12 protein-coding genes and 1 CRISPR repeat array are annotated in these 18660 nt (G+C 38.2%); of the genes, 5 read left to right on the forward strand and 7 right to left on the reverse strand.

What is annotated here, in order from left to right; genetic code table 11:
* Window positions 1-160: 160 nt before the first annotated feature.
* Entirely contained in the window at window positions 161-976 is an 816-nt protein-coding gene (locus BLV99_RS02535) for a hypothetical protein (RefSeq protein ID WP_092687387.1), read from the reverse strand.
* Between the two features lie 393 nt (window positions 977-1369).
* On the opposite strand from BLV99_RS02535, the gene BLV99_RS02540 reads away from it, so the two are divergent.
* From BLV99_RS02540 to BLV99_RS02560, 5 genes are all read left to right on the forward strand, one after another.
* A complete protein-coding gene (locus tag BLV99_RS02540) occupies window positions 1370-2830 on the forward strand; it encodes a cytochrome ubiquinol oxidase subunit I (protein WP_092687390.1) in 1461 nt (486 codons plus the stop codon).
* Window positions 2823-3827 (forward strand): cytochrome d ubiquinol oxidase subunit II, encoded by a 1005-nt coding sequence (gene cydB / locus BLV99_RS02545; protein WP_092687393.1) that lies wholly within the window; start codon window positions 2823-2825, stop codon window positions 3825-3827. The genes BLV99_RS02540 and cydB overlap by 8 nt, the downstream gene beginning before the upstream one ends.
* 30 nt (window positions 3828-3857) lie before the next feature.
* On the forward strand, window positions 3858-3974 hold the full coding sequence (locus tag BLV99_RS18320; protein WP_413772550.1) for a DUF2474 domain-containing protein: 117 nt from the start codon (window positions 3858-3860) through the stop codon (window positions 3972-3974).
* 143 nt (window positions 3975-4117) lie between these two features.
* Window positions 4118-5545 carry an aminotransferase-like domain-containing protein gene (locus BLV99_RS02555; protein ID WP_092687396.1) on the forward strand — a complete coding sequence of 476 codons (1428 nt, stop codon included), beginning with the start codon at window positions 4118-4120 and terminating at the stop codon, window positions 5543-5545.
* Between the two features lie 203 nt (window positions 5546-5748).
* Window positions 5749-5871 carry a hypothetical protein gene (locus BLV99_RS02560; protein WP_086183618.1) on the forward strand — a complete coding sequence of 41 codons (123 nt, stop codon included), beginning with the start codon at window positions 5749-5751 and terminating at the stop codon, window positions 5869-5871.
* Between the two features lie 153 nt (window positions 5872-6024).
* Window positions 6025-10260: direct repeats of the CRISPR family, unit length 28 nt; unit sequence TTTCTAAGCTGCCTACATGGCAGTGAAC.
* Between the two features lie 131 nt (window positions 10261-10391).
* On the opposite strand, the gene cas6f is transcribed toward BLV99_RS02560, so the two are convergent.
* From cas6f to cas1f, 6 genes are read right to left on the reverse strand one after another with little or no spacing between them, the layout of a single operon-like run.
* A complete protein-coding gene (gene cas6f / locus BLV99_RS02565) occupies window positions 10392-10979 on the reverse strand; it encodes a type I-F CRISPR-associated endoribonuclease Cas6/Csy4 (RefSeq protein WP_092687399.1) in 588 nt (195 codons plus the stop codon).
* Window positions 10980-10981: 2 nt separating this feature from the next.
* Entirely contained in the window at window positions 10982-11992 is a 1011-nt protein-coding gene (gene csy3 / locus BLV99_RS02570) for a type I-F CRISPR-associated protein Csy3 (RefSeq protein ID WP_092687402.1), read from the reverse strand.
* Between the two features lie 24 nt (window positions 11993-12016).
* A complete protein-coding gene (gene csy2 / locus BLV99_RS02575) occupies window positions 12017-12907 on the reverse strand; it encodes a type I-F CRISPR-associated protein Csy2 (RefSeq protein WP_092687405.1) in 891 nt (296 codons plus the stop codon).
* On the reverse strand, window positions 12907-14175 hold the full coding sequence (gene csy1, locus BLV99_RS02580) for a type I-F CRISPR-associated protein Csy1 (RefSeq protein WP_092687408.1): 1269 nt from the start codon (window positions 14173-14175) through the stop codon (window positions 12907-12909). Before csy1 ends, csy2 begins: the two co-directional genes overlap by 1 nt.
* Window positions 14176-14194: 19 nt before the next feature.
* Window positions 14195-17584, reverse strand: coding sequence for a type I-F CRISPR-associated helicase Cas3f (gene cas3f / locus BLV99_RS02585; RefSeq protein WP_092687411.1), 3390 nt, complete (start codon window positions 17582-17584; stop codon window positions 14195-14197).
* Entirely contained in the window at window positions 17581-18540 is a 960-nt protein-coding gene (gene cas1f, locus BLV99_RS02590) for a type I-F CRISPR-associated endonuclease Cas1f (RefSeq protein WP_092687414.1), read from the reverse strand. Before cas1f ends, cas3f begins: the two co-directional genes overlap by 4 nt.
* Between the last annotated feature and the right edge of the window lie 120 nt (window positions 18541-18660).

Below are 18660 nucleotides of genomic sequence, written 5' to 3' on the forward strand. Positions count from 1 at the left end.
AAAAGGCCCAATGGAGATGTGTTTATAAATTTTAAATACAGATTTTTCTTTTAACTGCATATCGAAATATGTATTTAACTTCAATTACAGATAAAAATTTGGCTAAAATTAAAAATAAATCCATTAAGAATACCTCAAGCCATTCACTGCGTTAACACAGTTAAAGACGAGGACTAAATACAGAATTTTGATGTTGTAGACAGGTTTGCATATATTCAGCATAAACAGATAATTTTTCATAAATATGCTCGGCATAGAACATATCTTCAATTAAGTGAATGCTTTGCTGCGTATTATAACTATCACAATACTGAAGCAGCTCAGCATTAATTTCTGAAAATTTTTCACAAAGTTTAATATAGTCTGCATCTTTGTTTTTAAATAATAATTTACGCGTATTCAGCTCACCACTATCGATAATTTTTTCCTGATGCTGTGTGCTAATTAGGCGGATACTCACTTTAAAAAATATTTCTAATTCATTTCGTTTTTCAGGATTAATGTTCAAATTTGTAATAATGAAAATACTTGAAACATCCGCTCTACACAGGGCTTTAATAAGGGACAGATATAAAAAATCACTCTCCTCTAATTCAGTCAGACTTAAATCTAAATAAATATTTAAAGTGCTCAAAACTTCGTCTATTTTCAAAGTCTGCTTTTTTTCTGCCTGATAATAAGTATTCAAAATATTAAGAACAGGCTCCGTTGCAGGTGTATTATAAATCACTGTTTTATTCAGGTTCGCTAAAATAAAAGGTGCAAAAAGAAAAGCTAAACTTGCCTGCTCTGCTTGAATTTCAGATTGAATAATATAATGAACTTTAAGCTTTGAAAATTCACGTAAAACTTTGGCACGTAATAATGTTGCTTCTAAATTGACATATTGCTGTTGCAATATATTCTTTAATTGCTCAGAAAAACTCTTTGTTTCGATGAGTTCTGAGAGTGTATTCAATTTCTCTGTAACAAACATTGCATCACCATTTTGCTTCGAATCTATATTTCATGAGTATTTCACTTGCTCATTCAATGCCGATCCGTCATGTCCGATCCCAACTTGATGCATTAACAAATAGCCACTCATGAGACTGAAATAGATTTTGTCGTGATGCTGCTCAAATGTATAGCTACAAAAACATTGGAAAAAAATATAACAGTTTTAAAAATCACAGTTCAAACTGTTATATTTTTTTAAGCAATTTTCTGTACCTACTCATCATTTAAATTGTGATGCAAGATAAAGTAATTCCTCTTGATCGGTGGTTTAAATGAAACGATCTCTTACTTTTTGTGCTGTTTTATCAACTGACTGTTGTTCTATCCGTCATGTAAAACGCAATGATCTGCTCACAATGTGGAGAGTGATATGAGCCTCGGACTCACTGCTCTAGAATTAGCGCGCATACAATTTGCTTTTACTGTTTCTTTTCACATTATTTTCCCTGCTACTTCTATTGGTCTGGCATGTTTCCTTGCGGTACTGGAATGGAAATGGTTGCGTACTCAAGACCCGATCTATAAAGATTTATTCAAGTACTGGATTAAAATCTTTGCTGTTGCCTTTGGTATGGGCGTGGTATCAGGCGTTGTCATGAGTTATCAGTTTGGTACTAACTGGAGCGAATTCTCACGCATAGCAGGCAGTATTACGGGGCCTTTACTGACCTATGAAGTGCTAAGTGCTTTCTTTCTTGAAGCTGGTTTTCTCGGCATTATGCTGTTTGGCTGGGGACGAGTCAGTCCAAAAGCACATTTCTTTGCAACGCTCATGGTGGCAATTGGCACCTGTATTTCCATGTTCTGGATTTTGTCTTCCAACAGTTGGATGCAGACCCCGCAAGGCTTTGCCATTGAAAATGGCATTATTGTACCTACCGACTGGTGGGCCATTGTCTTTAATCCATCCTTCCCCTACCGTTTTGCCCATATGGCTACCGCAGCATTCCTCGTGTCATCTTTACTGGTGGTCGGTACAGCAGGATGGCATTTACTCAAAGGGCGTCGTGATACTTTGGTTAAAAAATCATTCTCTATGGGTTTATGGATGGTTCTGATCACCTCATGTTTACAAGTCGTTATTGGCGATCACCACGGCTTAAACACTCTAAAACATCAACCTGCAAAACTGGCAGCGATTGAGGGACACTGGGAAACCAATCGTGATCATGCAATGCCACTGCTGCTGTTTGCAATTCCAGATATGCAAAATGAACGCAATGCAGTCGAATTCGGCATTCCTCATTTGGGGAGTCTGATTCTCACCCACTCGATGGATGGTCAAGTCACAGGCTTAAAAGATTTTGCAGCTGAAGATCGTCCAAATGTACCAATCGTCTTCTGGAGCTTTCGTGTCATGGTCAGTCTGGGAATGTTGATGGTACTGCTCTCTTTGATTGCACTCTGGTTACGTAAGCAAGGTTCATTGTATGAAAGCTCATGGTTCCATAAATTTGCCATCATCATGGGGCCTACGGGTTATGTTACCTTATTAGCAGGTTGGGTCACCACTGAAGTCGGTCGTCAGCCGTGGGTAGTTTATGGCGTGATGCGTACTCGGGATGGTTTATCCCACTCTGTCACAGCGGATCAAGTCGGTCTTAGTCTGCTTATTTTTGTGTTGGTCTATACCGTGGTGTTTGGTAGCGGCATTTACTACATGCTCAAACTGATTAAAACTGGCCCTGCGTTCTTAGACAGTTTAGCACCTGAAGAAACAGCGGGTCTGGGTCATTTTAAAACCCCATTACGTCCACTGAGTGCTGTGGATGAAATGATTGATGATGAAACATCAACGACAGATCAAAATAAGGAGAAACATCATGATTGATCTGGCTTTAATCTGGGTCGGTATTATCGGTCTAGGTGTCCTTATTTATGTCGTTATGGATGGTTTTGACCTTGGGATTGGGATTTTATTCCCATTCATTCAGGATCATCAGGAACGTGATGTAATGATGAATACCGTTGCCCCAGTTTGGGACGGCAATGAAACATGGATGGTGCTAGGTGGGGCAAGTTTATATGCTGCCTTCCCCTTGGCGTATGCGACTATTCTTTCCGCACTTTATCTGCCAATTACCTTCATGGTGGTGGCCTTAATTTTCCGTGGCGTTGCATTTGAGTTTCGTTTTAAAGCAACGCGTACCAAATATTTGTGGGATCAAGCCTTTATTTGGGGTTCGATTCTATCTAGCTTCTTTCAAGGTGTGATTCTTGGTGCTTATATTCAGGGAATTGAAACCACGCATGGAATTTACAGTGGTGGTGCGTGGGATTGGTTGACACCTTTCTCTATTTTCTCTGGCATAGGTGTGGTTGCCATGTATGCAGCACTGGGTTGTGGTTGGTTAATTCTTAAAACGGAAGCAAGCTTACAGCACACCATGTATCAACTTATGCCAAAGTTAATCATTGCTTTGTTGATTATCTTTGCGGGTGTCAGCTTATATACTCCATTTACCCATCCTGAAATTGCACAGCGCTGGTTCTCTTTACCCAATCTTTTCTATTTCAGCCCTGTACCAATTTTAGTGCTACTTTTTGTCTGGCTTATTATCTCTGCTTGCAAGAAACAGCAAGATGTTAAACCGTTTATCTATACGTTGGCATTGGTGTTTCTCGCATTTACTGGCTTTATTATCAGTTTATGGCCAAATATTATTCCGCCATCTGTGACCATCTGGCAAGCAGCATCACCAGAATCAAGTCTGAAATTTACCTTGGTTGGTGCAGTCATTTTGATCCCGATCATTATGACTTATACCTTCCTATCTTATTGGGTATTTCGTGACAAAGTTCGTATTGGCGATGAGGGTTATCATTAATTTTTGGAGGCATTTTTAATGAATAAACTGATGTCTAAAATGAACTCAAACCAATGGTTTATTGTCCTATGGTTAGTTGGATTTCTAGGATTGGCATTGATTGCTGGACTGTTCCGAGTTCTGTTATATTTTGCTTATCCGTCATAGCAGTTTAATGCAATCTATCGACATTCATGGTTTTCCAGATTGGACTGAATTGACTTGTTACAGTAGCCAAGCAACTATGATAAAAACATATGGATAGAGTGATCTATCCATATTTTATCTACATTATGATGACCTGAATTGTTATGTATAAATCTGAAAAACTTGCCAACAGCCTAAAATTATTGATTGAAAATGGCACTTGGAAAGCCAATGAAAAATTGCCCTCCTTGCGCCATCAAGCAGAACTATCGGGTTTTAGCTTGATTACGGTCATGAATGCGTATCAAGAACTGGAAGCGCAAGGACTGATTTATTCAAAAGAAAAGTCGGGTTATTTTGTGGTTGCACAACAACCTGCAAATGATGAACAAAATCAGAATGTCACACTCAATGCTAAAATTGAAATTAACTCGACTGTATTTCAATATTTAAAATCCATTCAACCCGATACGATTATTCCTTTTGGCACTGCTTTTCCGAATAGCCAATTGCTCTATTCAGCCAAATTAATCCAGACTTTAGGACAACTCGCCCGACATAGACTGAGCTATGAACAAACGCCCAGCTTGCCACCTGGTAATTTCGCCTTACGAAAACTAATCGCTCAACGCTATTGTATGCAAGGGATTCAGACTGACCCGTCAGACATTGTGATTACATCGGGTGGATTAGATGCTTTGAACTTGTCTTTACAAGCCATGACGCAAGCAGGTGATTATATTTTATTGCAACAGACTATTTTTTATGGCGCATGGCAAGCGGCAGAACGCTTGGGCTTAAAAGTGATTACCATTCCTGAACATCCTGAACATGGAATTGATCTGAATGCCTTTGAACAAGCAATTCAAAAATACCCCATCAAGGTGTGTCTACTGATGCTGAATTGTCATAATCCGATTGGGTTTACCGTGAGTGATGAAATTAAGTTTCAATTGGCAAAGTTATTACATCAGTATGAAATTCATTTGATTGAAGATGATGTCTATGAAGAACTGCATTATGACCATAAAAAACCACTCTCAATGAAATACTTTGATCAGCAAAATCTGGTGCTACATTGTTCTTCATTCTCTAAAACATTAGGCGCAGGCTTTCGTGTGGGCTGGGTCTATGCAGGAAAATTTTCCGAACATATTCAACATATTCAGTTAATGAGTACACTATCGGTCAATTCATTTATTCAAAATGCACTGGTTGAATATTTATCACACCGTCATTATGAAAAGCATCTTAAAACCCTACGTTCATCCTTGGAGCGTAATAAAAAACAGTTTTATGCTTATCTAACAGAACATTTACCACCTGTATGTAAAATTGCCTATTATCCCTCAGGTTATTTCTTATGGATTGAATTACCTGAATATATAGAGAGTGTCTATATTTATCAGCTACTATTAGCTCGAAATATTAGCATTGCACCCAGCGTCTTATTTAATGCTAACTTTGCTAAACAAAATAATTTCTTACGGATTAATTGTTCTTTTGACTTTAATGATCGGATTAAATTTGCTTTGTCACAGGTGGTTGAATGTATTCAATATGCTATAAATAACCCTTCTGTACGATCATAATTTATCTCGTTTAAAGCCTCAATTGATTCATAAAAGTCAGTATTTTATAATTTCTATTGTTGGATTTATATGCACATAACTATAACAGATGAATAAAAACACATAAATCTGTTATATTTTTTTAATCATTTTTTGTATCTACACGTTTAAAGCTAAACTCGACATAATGATGTTATCTTAAAGGCTAAGCAGTGGGCATCAATATGAATTCATTAAAAAAGAAAAACAAAGCGAGTTTTGTATTTTTCATCATCACACTTTATGCATTCATTGGATTCGGTTTAGGTTATCTCATTTGGGAATATATTTTACAAAAAAGTATATAGTAAGTGAAAAACTCCGCACAGATGTCATGCACTGGCTTTATTAAATCTAATTTTTTGATTGTTGAATCGACCTGTTCCTATTTAGAGTAAAACGTATTCATCTTATTCCAAATGCTCCTGATAGCTTTAAGTTCTAACATGAGCTTTGATGAATTGCTAAGCTGCCTACATGGCAGTGAACTGGCTTTTATAGCATTGAGATGACGGATGTATTTTCTAAGCTGCCTACATGGCAGTGAACATAGCCCCTTGCTTCGTCATTGAAATACTTTCATTTCTAAGCTGCCTATATGGCAGTGAACTTTGCAACTAAGCTGTCATATTGCCCTGAAAATTTCTAAGCTGCCTATATGGCAGTGAACGATGCAGAATGAATTGGCACAATGGGGTAAGTTTTCTAAGCTGCCTATATGGCAGTGAACAATCAACTCAATTTTTTGGGTGGATTGTTCTTTTTCTAAGCTGCCTACATGGCAGTGAACTTCTCTTGTAGAAATGAGCGTGTAGGTGCATATTTCTAAGCTGCCTACATGGCAGTGAACACCACACCAACACCAGATCGGGTTGATGATGTTTTCTAAGCTGCCTACATGGCAGTGAACAGTCCTAGCTGATAGCTTTGAAGAGCTACAAATTTCTAAGCTGCCTACATGGCAGTGAACGCTATTATCGGACGGCGCTGTATTGGTCTTTTTTTCTAAGCTGCCTACATGGCAGTGAACCATACATCATGGCGGGCATTGCACGTATGAATTTTCTAAGCTGCCTACATGGCAGTGAACACTAATCGAAGAAATTTATTAATATAGTGTGCTTTCTAAGCTGCCTACATGGCAGTGAACGATTAATAACTTTCAATGATCACACTGTTTCTTTTCTAAGCTGCCTACATGGCAGTGAACATCGCATTCAGGGCACACGTATCGACGCGGCTTTTCTAAGCTGCCTACATGGCAGTGAACAATCGAAAATTTTCCCTGGCAAAGATTGAATATTTCTAAGCTGCCTACATGGCAGTGAACCTTCTACTGATAATCCACCTCCACCTAATGAATTTCTAAGCTGCCTACATGGCAGTGAACAAGTGGAATAAGTGCAAAGGCCATGTATTTGATTTCTAAGCTGCCTACATGGCAGTGAACAAGCATTAGAAAATACGACTAATACTGCTACTTTTCTAAGCTGCCTACATGGCAGTGAACGTCCCCGACCAGTCATAACCATGTGCATATAATTTCTAAGCTGCCTACATGGCAGTGAACGCTTTGGAGTAACATCACGAGCATCATTATCATTTCTAAGCTGCCTACATGGCAGTGAACTCAATATCCATCTGTGACAGAGTTTAGTATTGTTTCTAAGCTGCCTACATGGCAGTGAACATTTTAATGGTTTAGGTTGGTCGTTATGTCAATTTCTAAGCTGCCTACATGGCAGTGAACTCATGGATTCAGTTCAAGCAGAAGGCGGAAACTTTCTAAGCTGCCTACATGGCAGTGAACGGTGTTTCGGTAACATCAACCACTGCTCAAGGTTTTCTAAGCTGCCTACATGGCAGTGAACATTCTTCTGTATGTCAGCGTGTTATTGATGATTTTCTAAGCTGCCTACATGGCAGTGAACCTTCTACTGATAATCCACCTCCACCTAATGAATTTCTAAGCTGCCTACATGGCAGTGAACGGTTGACAGTAGGTTGGCCGTCTGGGATAAGCTTTCTAAGCTGCCTACATGGCAGTGAACCAACGCACCTCTAAGCCGTCGCTAACTTTTTGATTTCTAAGCTGCCTACATGGCAGTGAACATAATCCTGTCATTTGTCCATCAGATGTATCATTTCTAAGCTGCCTACATGGCAGTGAACAAGTTTTGGGGTGCAATGCTTGGCTGGGTTAATTTCTAAGCTGCCTACATGGCAGTGAACTGTAATTGTTGCCGTAATAAAGCGCATCTAATTTTCTAAGCTGCCTACATGGCAGTGAACCTGTGGAATTATTGTTCCATTCACCACGGTCATTTCTAAGCTGCCTACATGGCAGTGAACGGAAATCACGAAACAGATGGTTATCAAGCGTGGTTTCTAAGCTGCCTACATGGCAGTGAACAAAGGAGTGGTACGGGTATGAATTTAATGCATTTTCTAAGCTGCCTACATGGCAGTGAACCAAGCTATTCCACCAAACCCTGAATTTAGCGGTTTCTAAGCTGCCTACATGGCAGTGAACTCAATGACACATAACCTTGCGTTTCTAGATCATTTCTAAGCTGCCTACATGGCAGTGAACTTTCTCCTGAATTTGTTGTTACTCTGAAATCATTTCTAAGCTGCCTACATGGCAGTGAACTTAACCCTCTAGATTACGGTGCAAAATTTGATTTTCTAAGCTGCCTACATGGCAGTGAACGGATGGTCGCGGGCTTGGTAGTGACTGGGACGTTTCTAAGCTGCCTACATGGCAGTGAACGCTCAGTAGTGGTTCACCGCGAACCTCATCGATTTCTAAGCTGCCTACATGGCAGTGAACCAACTTTGCCAAATGGAACGGTAATCCCTGCTTTTCTAAGCTGCCTACATGGCAGTGAACATTGTTTTATAGCTCACGCTTCATCTCCTTGTTTTCTAAGCTGCCTACATGGCAGTGAACAACCTCCCATGATCCGACAATATTCCCGCTATTTTCTAAGCTGCCTACATGGCAGTGAACGGTTTTATCTTTGCTCATGAAAAGCGCTCAGATTTCTAAGCTGCCTACATGGCAGTGAACATTGGCTATCGCTGGTGCTGCTCGTTTGAATTTTTCTAAGCTGCCTACATGGCAGTGAACGAAACTAAGGCGTGAATCATATACAGTTGAAATTTCTAAGCTGCCTACATGGCAGTGAACGCACAGTCACAATTGGGTGTAAGTATCCAACATTTCTAAGCTGCCTACATGGCAGTGAACTCAAGATGATCTCTATTCACTTCAGATAGATATTTCTAAGCTGCCTACATGGCAGTGAACTTTATAATTTGCATAAGTGATCGGTATTTTAATTTCTAAGCTGCCTACATGGCAGTGAACTTTTACCTGACTTGCCCAGCGTGCCATCTCGTCTTTCTAAGCTGCCTACATGGCAGTGAACATCGTGGCTTTCCCGTCGTCTGTAAGTGGATCTTTCTAAGCTGCCTACATGGCAGTGAACTTTTTACAAACAATAGAATAAGAACCCCAATTTTTCTAAGCTGCCTACATGGCAGTGAACCATCTCGTTTAACACCTTGAGTTTTTAACAATTTTCTAAGCTGCCTACATGGCAGTGAACAACAAAACACTCAATAGAATGTTTAATGATATTTTTCTAAGCTGCCTACATGGCAGTGAACAAAAGCGCATGAGATTGAATTTCGTAAACAGTTTTCTAAGCTGCCTACATGGCAGTGAACGAGCTGAGCGATAATTTTCGTTCAGTGTATAATTTCTAAGCTGCCTACATGGCAGTGAACCAGGGAAGAACATCCCAATCATTCCTGTTTATTTTCTAAGCTGCCTACATGGCAGTGAACCTTAGATTCTTTCGAGGCTTTTCGCATCCCTTTTTCTAAGCTGCCTACATGGCAGTGAACGTCGTTACCAGTTTTTAAAGCCTACATGGGATTTTCTAAGCTGCCTACATGGCAGTGAACTTTATTGATACGGCCTATGAATTTCGTATTGCTTTCTAAGCTGCCTACATGGCAGTGAACAAGAGTTCGCCATTTCGAATAGTGCCCTCATATTTCTAAGCTGCCTACATGGCAGTGAACGCTGAAAACTCTCGATGGAATACAGTTTCAGGCTTTCTAAGCTGCCTACATGGCAGTGAACCGAAAGTAACAGTACTGAGCGCAACAGATGGCTTTCTAAGCTGCCTACATGGCAGTGAACAGCAAAATAAATGCATCGCCGTTGTCGTAATTATTTCTAAGCTGCCTACATGGCAGTGAACTTGAAGTTTCCCACCATTCTGTAACTAGAGTTTTTCTAAGCTGCCTACATGGCAGTGAACGTCAATGGATGAGTGGTGCAGGTTATAATCGTTTTCTAAGCTGCCTACATGGCAGTGAACTTTCTTGATTATCACCATAAAAAAATGATGATTTTCTAAGCTGCCTACATGGCAGTGAACGTAGATGGTCAGAATGATCAGGCAAGCACGCCTTTCTAAGCTGCCTACATGGCAGTGAACTCATTTCTTATACTTGTGATTACTTTGCTATATTTCTAAGCTGCCTACATGGCAGTGAACAAACAGTTTGGCCAGAACATGATTTACACCTTTTTCTAAGCTGCCTACATGGCAGTGAACTAATTGAAGTCGCGAATTCCTTGTTTCATCCATTTCTAAGCTGCCTACATGGCAGTGAACAGTAATTTTATAGCAAAAAATAAAGTTATAACAGTGAGTTAATACTCATAATCTACAAAAGACCCAAGTTTCAACCCACTTTTATAACTCATTGATTTTATTAAACTGTTAAAGAGTGAAAAAATATTGGGTCAAAATTCTGGTACAGATGACTCTGAACTTAAACCATAAGTACTAAAAACCTGACTTTCAGATTGTTCAGCATTTTGCTTTTCTATAAAAAGTTTAAACATTTGATCTGAAGTTAAACTTTTCATTTGGACAAATGGCAAATTCGTCGTTGTCACTACATTGCTATAGCGAGCTAAAGCTTCGTCAAAGCCAATATCACCGCGTTTTACTCGATGGCGGGCCAAACGTGCAGCATTGGTTTTAACTTGCTTACGCTTATAAATAGCGTAACCGTTTATATTCTCTGGGACTTCTCGAATAGAAGTGATGTGAACATAATCAGTTAATCGATCTAACCATTTTTTAAGATCAAGTTTTTTCAAATCAGCTTCATTTTGGGCAAAAAGCCGAAGCTTTTCACCCAAAAATCCAATACCTTTTTCCTGATTAAATCGATATTGAGGAAAAGACACACCAATATTCACCTTATTATTTGTATCTTTTATTTCAGCCAAAGCAATATGCAACTGCGTATAGAGCTTTGACCAAATGAAATACGATGAAATCTCGGCTTGATCAATCAGCGTGATTTCTTGGTAATATTTCATATTTAGTCCTTAGCACTTTGACCGAATACACCACCACGGACTAAAACAGCCATGACATAGTGTTCCTGTTCAGCATTTTCTAACTTTTCACCCAAAGCATATTTATCAAAGAGTGTGAAAAAGTCTTTTTTCTCTTTTGGGGTACGATACGCTTTACCTAAATTCGTCACTGCACCATAAGGCTCAATTGCAATCGCCATTTGTTTATCTTCAAATTCTGGATACCACGTATCAATAGTACGTAGTGCATTTCCAACTTTTTGAGAGTGCATTGCCGCGACATCATTCACTTGATATAAAATCTTACTTTTATCGCCTTTACCTTTGTCTAGTACAAGTTCTTCGCTTGGATAAACTTCCTGCGCTTTCCCCACCAAAGCATACGCTTCAACCTTTAATAGTAAATACGGTAACTCACCCTTTAAAGCCGAAGCAATTTGATCGGCTAATGCCTGAACTTTGCTGTCAACCGTATCAAAGTCATGAAGTGAATATTCAAAAGCATTAAAGCTAACTGATTGTTGATCATTCACCGTGACAACTACTTCAACTTTTTCAGCCCCCACACGGTTACGCCATAAAAAGCGCCCATTGGCAATATTCAATGCATAACGCTTAGCAAGTTCGGTAAAACCATATTGCTGAATATAGTCTTTTGCTACGGCTTCATAAGACTTAAAGAATGCTTCATTATTACAAGCGGATGGTTTTTCCACCCCACCCAGCACTTTTAAGCTAAATGAAATTTTTAATGTGTCCTGATTTTCACCCACTGAACAGGCATCTACTTTTTGTAAATTGGCATTTTCCACTTTAGCATCCAATTTAAGTGGATCAGCATCCGCTGCTTTGAGACGATTTGAAATCGTACCACGTACTGATTTTTCAATTAACTTCAATGCTGTTTGTTCAGCACGGTTTCCCCAATTTGTCCCATAAAAATATCCGTCAGATGGTACTAATTTCTTTTCAAATGCTAAGACACTTGCAACTGCTTTTTCATTTTTAGCCATGAATTTTATTCCTTAATGAATGATTTAAATCGTTGTTGTTAAGTTTTGACAAAGGTATAAATTATCTTCTAAATCAATATGATATTTCCATAACAATTGATCTAGACTTTCGATACGATAAGGCATGATAAATTCACCCAGCGTAATCACACTTTCTGCAAAACGATGGGGTGTATTTGCATCACGCTGATTTTTTGCTTGCCCTAATTCAGAAATCCCTTGAAAACCAACTGCAATTGGAACAAGCCAGCCCGTAGTTTTACGTTTAGATGACCATGTGACTTTGCCATTTTCATCTTGTGCGGAACTATGCGTGACTTTTAAATAATCCAGTACAGCATCTAAGGCATCTTTGCCTTCATTCATACTTTCAATGACCAAGTCACGACGTTCAATAAGGACATGACCGAGCATTAATTTATTTAAAAGAGGCTTGAGTTGCTGATTTTGGTCTTTATCTTCATCAAAATATTGCAAGCTACAATTTTTCACTGCCAATACATCGCCACTGGCAAATTTCATACTTAAAATTAATTTTTGTACATCTACCAATAGCCGTTTTTCTTCATCAGGGTCTAAATTTTGACATTCAATCAATAGTGAAACTTCAAGATGGCAACGTGCTTCTTCAATAAAAGCAGGTCTATTACCATCTTTATCAAGCGGATTTGCAGTGCCTACAATTGAATGTACAAAATCCCCTCGCCCCTTATAGGTTTGTAAATCAAAGTGATGACAACTTACCGCAACTTTATCTAAAACAATCTTTGTGTAACCTTGAGCTTGTAATTTTCGTTGCAAGGCATGTACCGCACCAAACCATGCTGTCATTGCAGGAAAGCCTATGGTATATGGACTACTCATGGCATTGGCATTTTGAATTTTTAAATGTGGAATCAGTAAGAAGTTACGCATTAGAAAAACTCCTTATCTTGTTCTAGTATTTCTAATACCACTATTTTGACTTCTTTAATTTCTAGATCGCTAAACATTTTTGAATGGCTCATAAACTTTTCATAACTGTCTAATATCCATTTTGCTGTGCGTCGTGAAATTTCATCACGCCATTCTTCTTGATGTTCTCTTTGTTCCCAATGTACTTCATCTAACCAAATTCTTTGATCCAATGGCAAATGTTGGTAATACTCCTTATTCGACCATCCTGACTGATTTCTACGGATACAAAATGCTATAAACAAAATTTCGTAAATAATTTGCTGTATTGTTTGTCTGATTTTTTTTCGTATATGCCTATTGCTTACAACTTGCTCCGTTTCTTTTAGATCAGAACGAACATACTTTTGTAATATTGAAAATTCATGATTAAATTTTTTCCAATAAAGACACTGCGCAAAAAAATCTTTAGTTGGTAATTTCACCTTACGTTTTTCAAATTGAGGTGGTGCACTGGATAATAAATACGCCCGTCCTGCATTTTGACTATTTAATACGCTGACATTTTGTGGTTGTGTTCCACCATAAGCCGTCACTGTTAAATCATAAACATCGGCATAACCCACATCATCAAGTTCATTCTTTTTACGTTGTTCTTTTGCCAATTTTGTTGCATCTGAAAAACGTATTGCATCAATATTTTGCTTTAATTTGGTGATTAATCCCGAAGGTGTGAGTAATGAAAGTAAATGGTAGTTTTCTCCGCCAACAGGAAAATAGACCTGCTTTACTAAATGATCTGTTTTTACTGACGTATCATTTTCTTTAATCACAAGAAAAGCTAAGCGTAAAGCATCAAAATCCAAAGAGGAATGTTGAATAAATTGTTTTAAATCTTCATTTTGTTGTTCAAAGGCATCTAAAATCGTCTGCCCATTTTCCAAATTGACTGACAAAAATTTGAAAACATCCATTGCAGCAGCATTACCAAAGACATCTAAGGAATAATTCACATTACCACTACGTAAATATCCGTCGACTGAATAGTCTGCTTGAACAATCACACTGGATGTTTTCGCACTAGGGTGACTAAATTTACTTGGATGGCTCACCATCGAAAGTTGACTGACTCGTTTAGCCGCATCAGACAACCATTCTTGTACACTAAACCGCTCATTGGCTTGCTGCTGTAATTCAGCAATTACCGTTTCATTTTCTACTTTCTTTAACCGATCTTTGAGCCACAGCTCTTTCCGTTCATTTAAAAATGCTTCAATACTTGCTGTCATTATCTATTTATCCCCCCTATTATTTATCTTTATTCAAAACCACTAAACCCAATTGCTCTGAATAAATCAGCTTTTTTTCACTGTCATATTCAGGAAGCATTATTTCTCCGTAACACTTTGATAAATTTTCAATATCAGTATTAATATCCTCACTTTCAGATACTTTTTCAATTGCCATACGACACAAAATGTCGTTGTAATTCCGATTTAACCAAAGTCGCTGCTTTTCTATATCAGTTAATACAACATGCCGAATGCTGTAGAAATCTGTCCGCTCAATATATTTACCAAAATCATCTTTTTCACAAAATATAAGCTTGTTGTTTTTCCAAACGGCAAACAGTCGAATATTCGGTGAGCTTTGTCTAAATGCATTAAAACGTTGTGGCAAAGCCGTTAAAAACCATTTTTGCGTGAGCCAACCATTTAAAGGTTGTGCCCCTACTTTTTCATAAGATGTTAAAGCATCTGCCATCACAGCATGTTCTAAATCAGCTAATTTTTTAGTTGGTTGCAATGGATTATTACGCTGTATGCGAGGAATAGCATTAATACCTGATTCAATTTTTTGAATATCTAACAGTTCAGCAAGATTCTTGCTGTCTAATTTAAAATTTCCTTTCGCAGAATTAATTTCAAAACCGGGTTTTTCAAAAGCAACATCAGCTTTCCTTAAACCTTTTAAGTTATATTGCAACAACGCAATATTCGGCTTTTCAATATCTTGTTCTAATTTACGATGCCGAAGTACCCGACCTGCCAACTGAATAATCGAACGATATGAAGAAGGTTCAACAATTGCCCAATCAAAATCATGGTCTCGTCCAACTTCTTCCACAGGTGTCGCCACTAAAATAAAAATGACGTTGTCTGCTTGTGTAGAATCTAAATGCTCTCGAATCACAGGATTTGAAAATGCTTTGGGTTGTTCACCAAATTTTTCTTTACGCTTTAGAACGATATCTAAATGATGTTCCTGCTCACTGCGCAACAATAAAACTTGTCGGCTATGATATGCCATGGTTCGAGCAGCTACATCAGACGACCATTCTGCATTGAGTAAATACTGCGTGAGCGCAACACAGGGTGGAATATTGGCAACACGGATGACTCCCAAAGAAACTTTTTTACCTGTCTTTTCATCAATCGTATAATGATCGTGATGTAATTTCTCTACATGCTGTTGAATACGTTCAAAATATTGTGATTGCACACTTTCATCTAATTGCTGTGTGTTTTTTTCTGCTACTAAATCAGCACAATCAATGATATATGCTTTATGTTTCACTACTTGTTCCAATAAATATTTAGCACGAATTTGTACAAATTTTTCATGTGCCTTTTTATAATCCAAAATAATATTGTGATTATTTTCTAATGGAATCATGTGTATTGGTGCTTTGAACTCATCTACCCACATACTAATAACATCAGTATTTTTTAACTTTTTAAAAGCACAATACAGTTGCCACCCTTGCTGATAGGCATTGAAAAACCCTTCTGCCAATGCAGGTGGAATCGTCGCAGATGAAATCATCACCTTACGTCCCAACATTCCTGTTAAATGCACTAATCGAGCAATTGCTATTAAATCTTGCCCATTAAAATCATCAACTTCATCAATCACTAAATCTGAAGACAACAACCTTAAACATGGCAAAATATATTTTCCGCCGCGTTTGGTTTCAGTGGCAGACATAATATGATCAATGGTACAAGCCAAAACAGGTTTATATAAAAATGCTTTATTTCGCTCCGCTTGATTTTGTGGAAATAACGCATTCATAAAATCGGCTTGTGGCATCGTCTCATAATCAAGTTCGTTATCTAATAGTTGTTCTAAAGATTCTGAGCCTATCTCGGCAAAATCATTTTCTATTTCATCTTTCTGTTGCGTATTTTGATGGTGTAACTCCTGAACCGCTTTAGATCCAATCAGGACTGCAAGCTCATCATTGCCCAAACCAATATCATTACGATAAGAATCACCTGTTTGTAGAGTTAAGGTTCTTAAACCCAAAGCAAGGATGTAACGTAGTGAATCAGCATTCGGTGAAAGTGCCTGCATAATTTTGGCATTGGCAATGGTTTTACCTTTACCTGTACTTGCCATATTGACAATAAACCAACCCTGTTTTTCAGCGCCCTCATTCTTTTGCACAAATTGCTGAATGCTTTTGACTGCTTGATCTTGCCATTCAAAACCATCTGGACTTTTCTTTTTCAGTTTTTGAATATCGTAAGCAGGTTCCATATCTTCAGCCAAACGACTTAAAGATTGACTCACCAATAAGGCATTTTTACTCACATTGACCAAATGTTCATCTAAGAACTGTTTTGGCTGCTTCGTCTTTTGATCCGTGTTAGCAATCAAGGTGAGTTTGGTTTTCCATGTTTTATCTGCATCACAAGATGAATAATAATGATCGCCTAACATCAAACATAAACGCGCATGATGCAATATGACCCGCCAACTACCATCGGCAAAAATTTGTTCTGTATGAACTAATTCCTGTAATAAACGCCCAGACCATTTTTTGACTTGTTTTGTCCACTCTGTAGACTGGCTCAGTAAACCTTGCTCAAACTCAAAACATTGCTTTAAACGTAGCTTATAATCATTTTCTTCAAATTTATTTTGATATCCCCAATCCGCACCAATACTTTTTAATAAACTTGAAAGTGTTTCTTTTGGAGTACATGCATAAGCTTTTCGACGATCTTCTTCTTTTAAATCGGGTAACCGGTGATGGGAAACGATCAACCAAGAAACCAATTGCGCCATAGGCGGTAGTTGATCTAAAGCTTTGGACTGATCTAAATTTTGCGTAATGGTTTGTTTTAATGCGTCTTCACTCCAGCTCTGTTGAAGTAATAAATTTAGCCATGCTTCATCATTTTCAATATCACCGGAATGTTGTACTAAAGCATTAAGTAAGAGACATGAGATCCATTCGTGTCGCAATGGATCACCCTTTTTACTATTCTTACTCGTTGAGTTTAGTTTTTCTTGGAATAAAACTGTTGCTTTTCCCCAGTCATGTAGTAAAGCAGAAACTGCCACCAATGCTTTTATTAAAGGCAAATAATGCCAATCATTCTCCCATTTATTTTGTGCCAAACTTTTCTTTGTTGTATTCACAGGTACAATCCCCTGCGCATTAAACTTATTCCGATTCCCCACAATCCACAGCAACTCACTTCTACGCCTGCCCCGAATCCAATGACAACTGACTGCTGTACTTTTAGTCACAGTTTTGCGTAATAATTTTTTAACGGCAATTAGACCATCTTCGGTAATGACCGTTTGCCAAGTGTTATCGCCAATACGGTCAGCAAAAGCATCCAATACACGACGCGTTCGAGCTAAAGCTTTCTTTTCACACTGACTAACAAAGGTGACAATCATACTTCATCTCCATTTTTAGAAGATAAAGCCGCTTCCTTCACCTGATCAAACATAAAATCTAAACATTTATGCTCTGTAAACTTCTGAAGTATTTGTTGTCTAAACTCTTGCTCACTTAACTTTTCTTTTGCGCAAATAAAGGCATACGGAAGTACCACAGCATCCTTAATTAAATCTGCCACATCAAACACCAAAGCACCACGACGGGTTTTACCATGCATCACCGCAAAACCATGTGGAATGCCTAAAACCCAAAGTGTAGTCGCTGCCAATCCATAGGCTAAATAATTACCATGATTGAGAAAATCATTGGCTAAATCGCCCTGTTCACGATTGCGCTCAAAACTCATTTTGTTACGTGTTGCAGCAATTTTATAAAGTTGTTTGGTCATTGCCGCTTCATGCAAAAGTAAATCACCGACTTTTGTGGTATTAGGAATTTTCTTTTCAAAACCATCCAGTGCAGTTTGAATATCCCGATCATCCAAATAAAAACCCTGTTCTTTTAAATCACGGTCTTTATCCCAAACTTTGCGTATAAAATCGATACGAGCCTGTTGAAATTGTTTGGCTACGGCTAGACGCTTGGCATCTTCGAACCAAAATTGCATCCAACCCTGCATATATTCTGTCGGTCGATATTCACTTTGCGGTGTCATCCACTCAATTTCACTGCCCATAAAAAGTGGCGTCCCACCGCCACCGCAAAAGCCCACCAACACCCCAGCACTGGCTAACATTCGCATCGCTGCCTGAGTGATAGATGTACCTGTGCCCAATAAAATAACGGTGGTATTGGCAATCGGGATATTCCAATATTGGTTTTCATTTTTAGCTTCAGTCAAATATAAAACACGACCGTCTTTTTGCATGACTCGTGCATGTTCAAGGTAATACACATTGGCGCGTTTAGAATGAAGAATAGCTTTTAAGTCTGATGGGTTAAGTTGTTCCATTTTTATACGTTTTATATTTTTAGATAGATAATTTAATATACATAATTTAGATAAATATTTTAAGTAAAATAAAATACTTATAAAGTTTTTTACACAGTAATTTCAACCGTTTCTTATTTG

The organism is Acinetobacter kyonggiensis, from assembly GCF_900107285.1.
Lineage (GTDB): Bacteria > Pseudomonadota > Gammaproteobacteria > Pseudomonadales > Moraxellaceae > Acinetobacter > Acinetobacter kyonggiensis.

Coding starts and splice junctions, on each gene's coding strand:
- BLV99_RS02535 (WP_092687387.1), bottom strand. CDS start 976: ATGTTTGTTACAGAGAAATTGAATACACTCTCAGAACTCATCGAAACA.
- BLV99_RS02540 (WP_092687390.1), top strand. CDS start 1,370: ATGAGCCTCGGACTCACTGCTCTAGAATTAGCGCGCATACAATTTGCT.
- cydB (WP_092687393.1), top strand. CDS start 2,823: ATGATTGATCTGGCTTTAATCTGGGTCGGTATTATCGGTCTAGGTGTC.
- BLV99_RS18320 (WP_413772550.1), top strand. CDS start 3,858: ATGTCTAAAATGAACTCAAACCAATGGTTTATTGTCCTATGGTTAGTT.
- BLV99_RS02555 (WP_092687396.1), top strand. CDS start 4,118: ATGTATAAATCTGAAAAACTTGCCAACAGCCTAAAATTATTGATTGAA.
- BLV99_RS02560 (WP_086183618.1), top strand. CDS start 5,749: ATGAATTCATTAAAAAAGAAAAACAAAGCGAGTTTTGTATTTTTCATC.
- cas6f (WP_092687399.1), bottom strand. CDS start 10,979: ATGAAATATTACCAAGAAATCACGCTGATTGATCAAGCCGAGATTTCA.
- csy3 (WP_092687402.1), bottom strand. CDS start 11,992: ATGGCTAAAAATGAAAAAGCAGTTGCAAGTGTCTTAGCATTTGAAAAG.
- csy2 (WP_092687405.1), bottom strand. CDS start 12,907: ATGCGTAACTTCTTACTGATTCCACATTTAAAAATTCAAAATGCCAAT.
- csy1 (WP_092687408.1), bottom strand. CDS start 14,175: ATGACAGCAAGTATTGAAGCATTTTTAAATGAACGGAAAGAGCTGTGG.
- cas3f (WP_092687411.1), bottom strand. CDS start 17,584: ATGATTGTCACCTTTGTTAGTCAGTGTGAAAAGAAAGCTTTAGCTCGA.
- cas1f (WP_092687414.1), bottom strand. CDS start 18,540: ATGGAACAACTTAACCCATCAGACTTAAAAGCTATTCTTCATTCTAAA.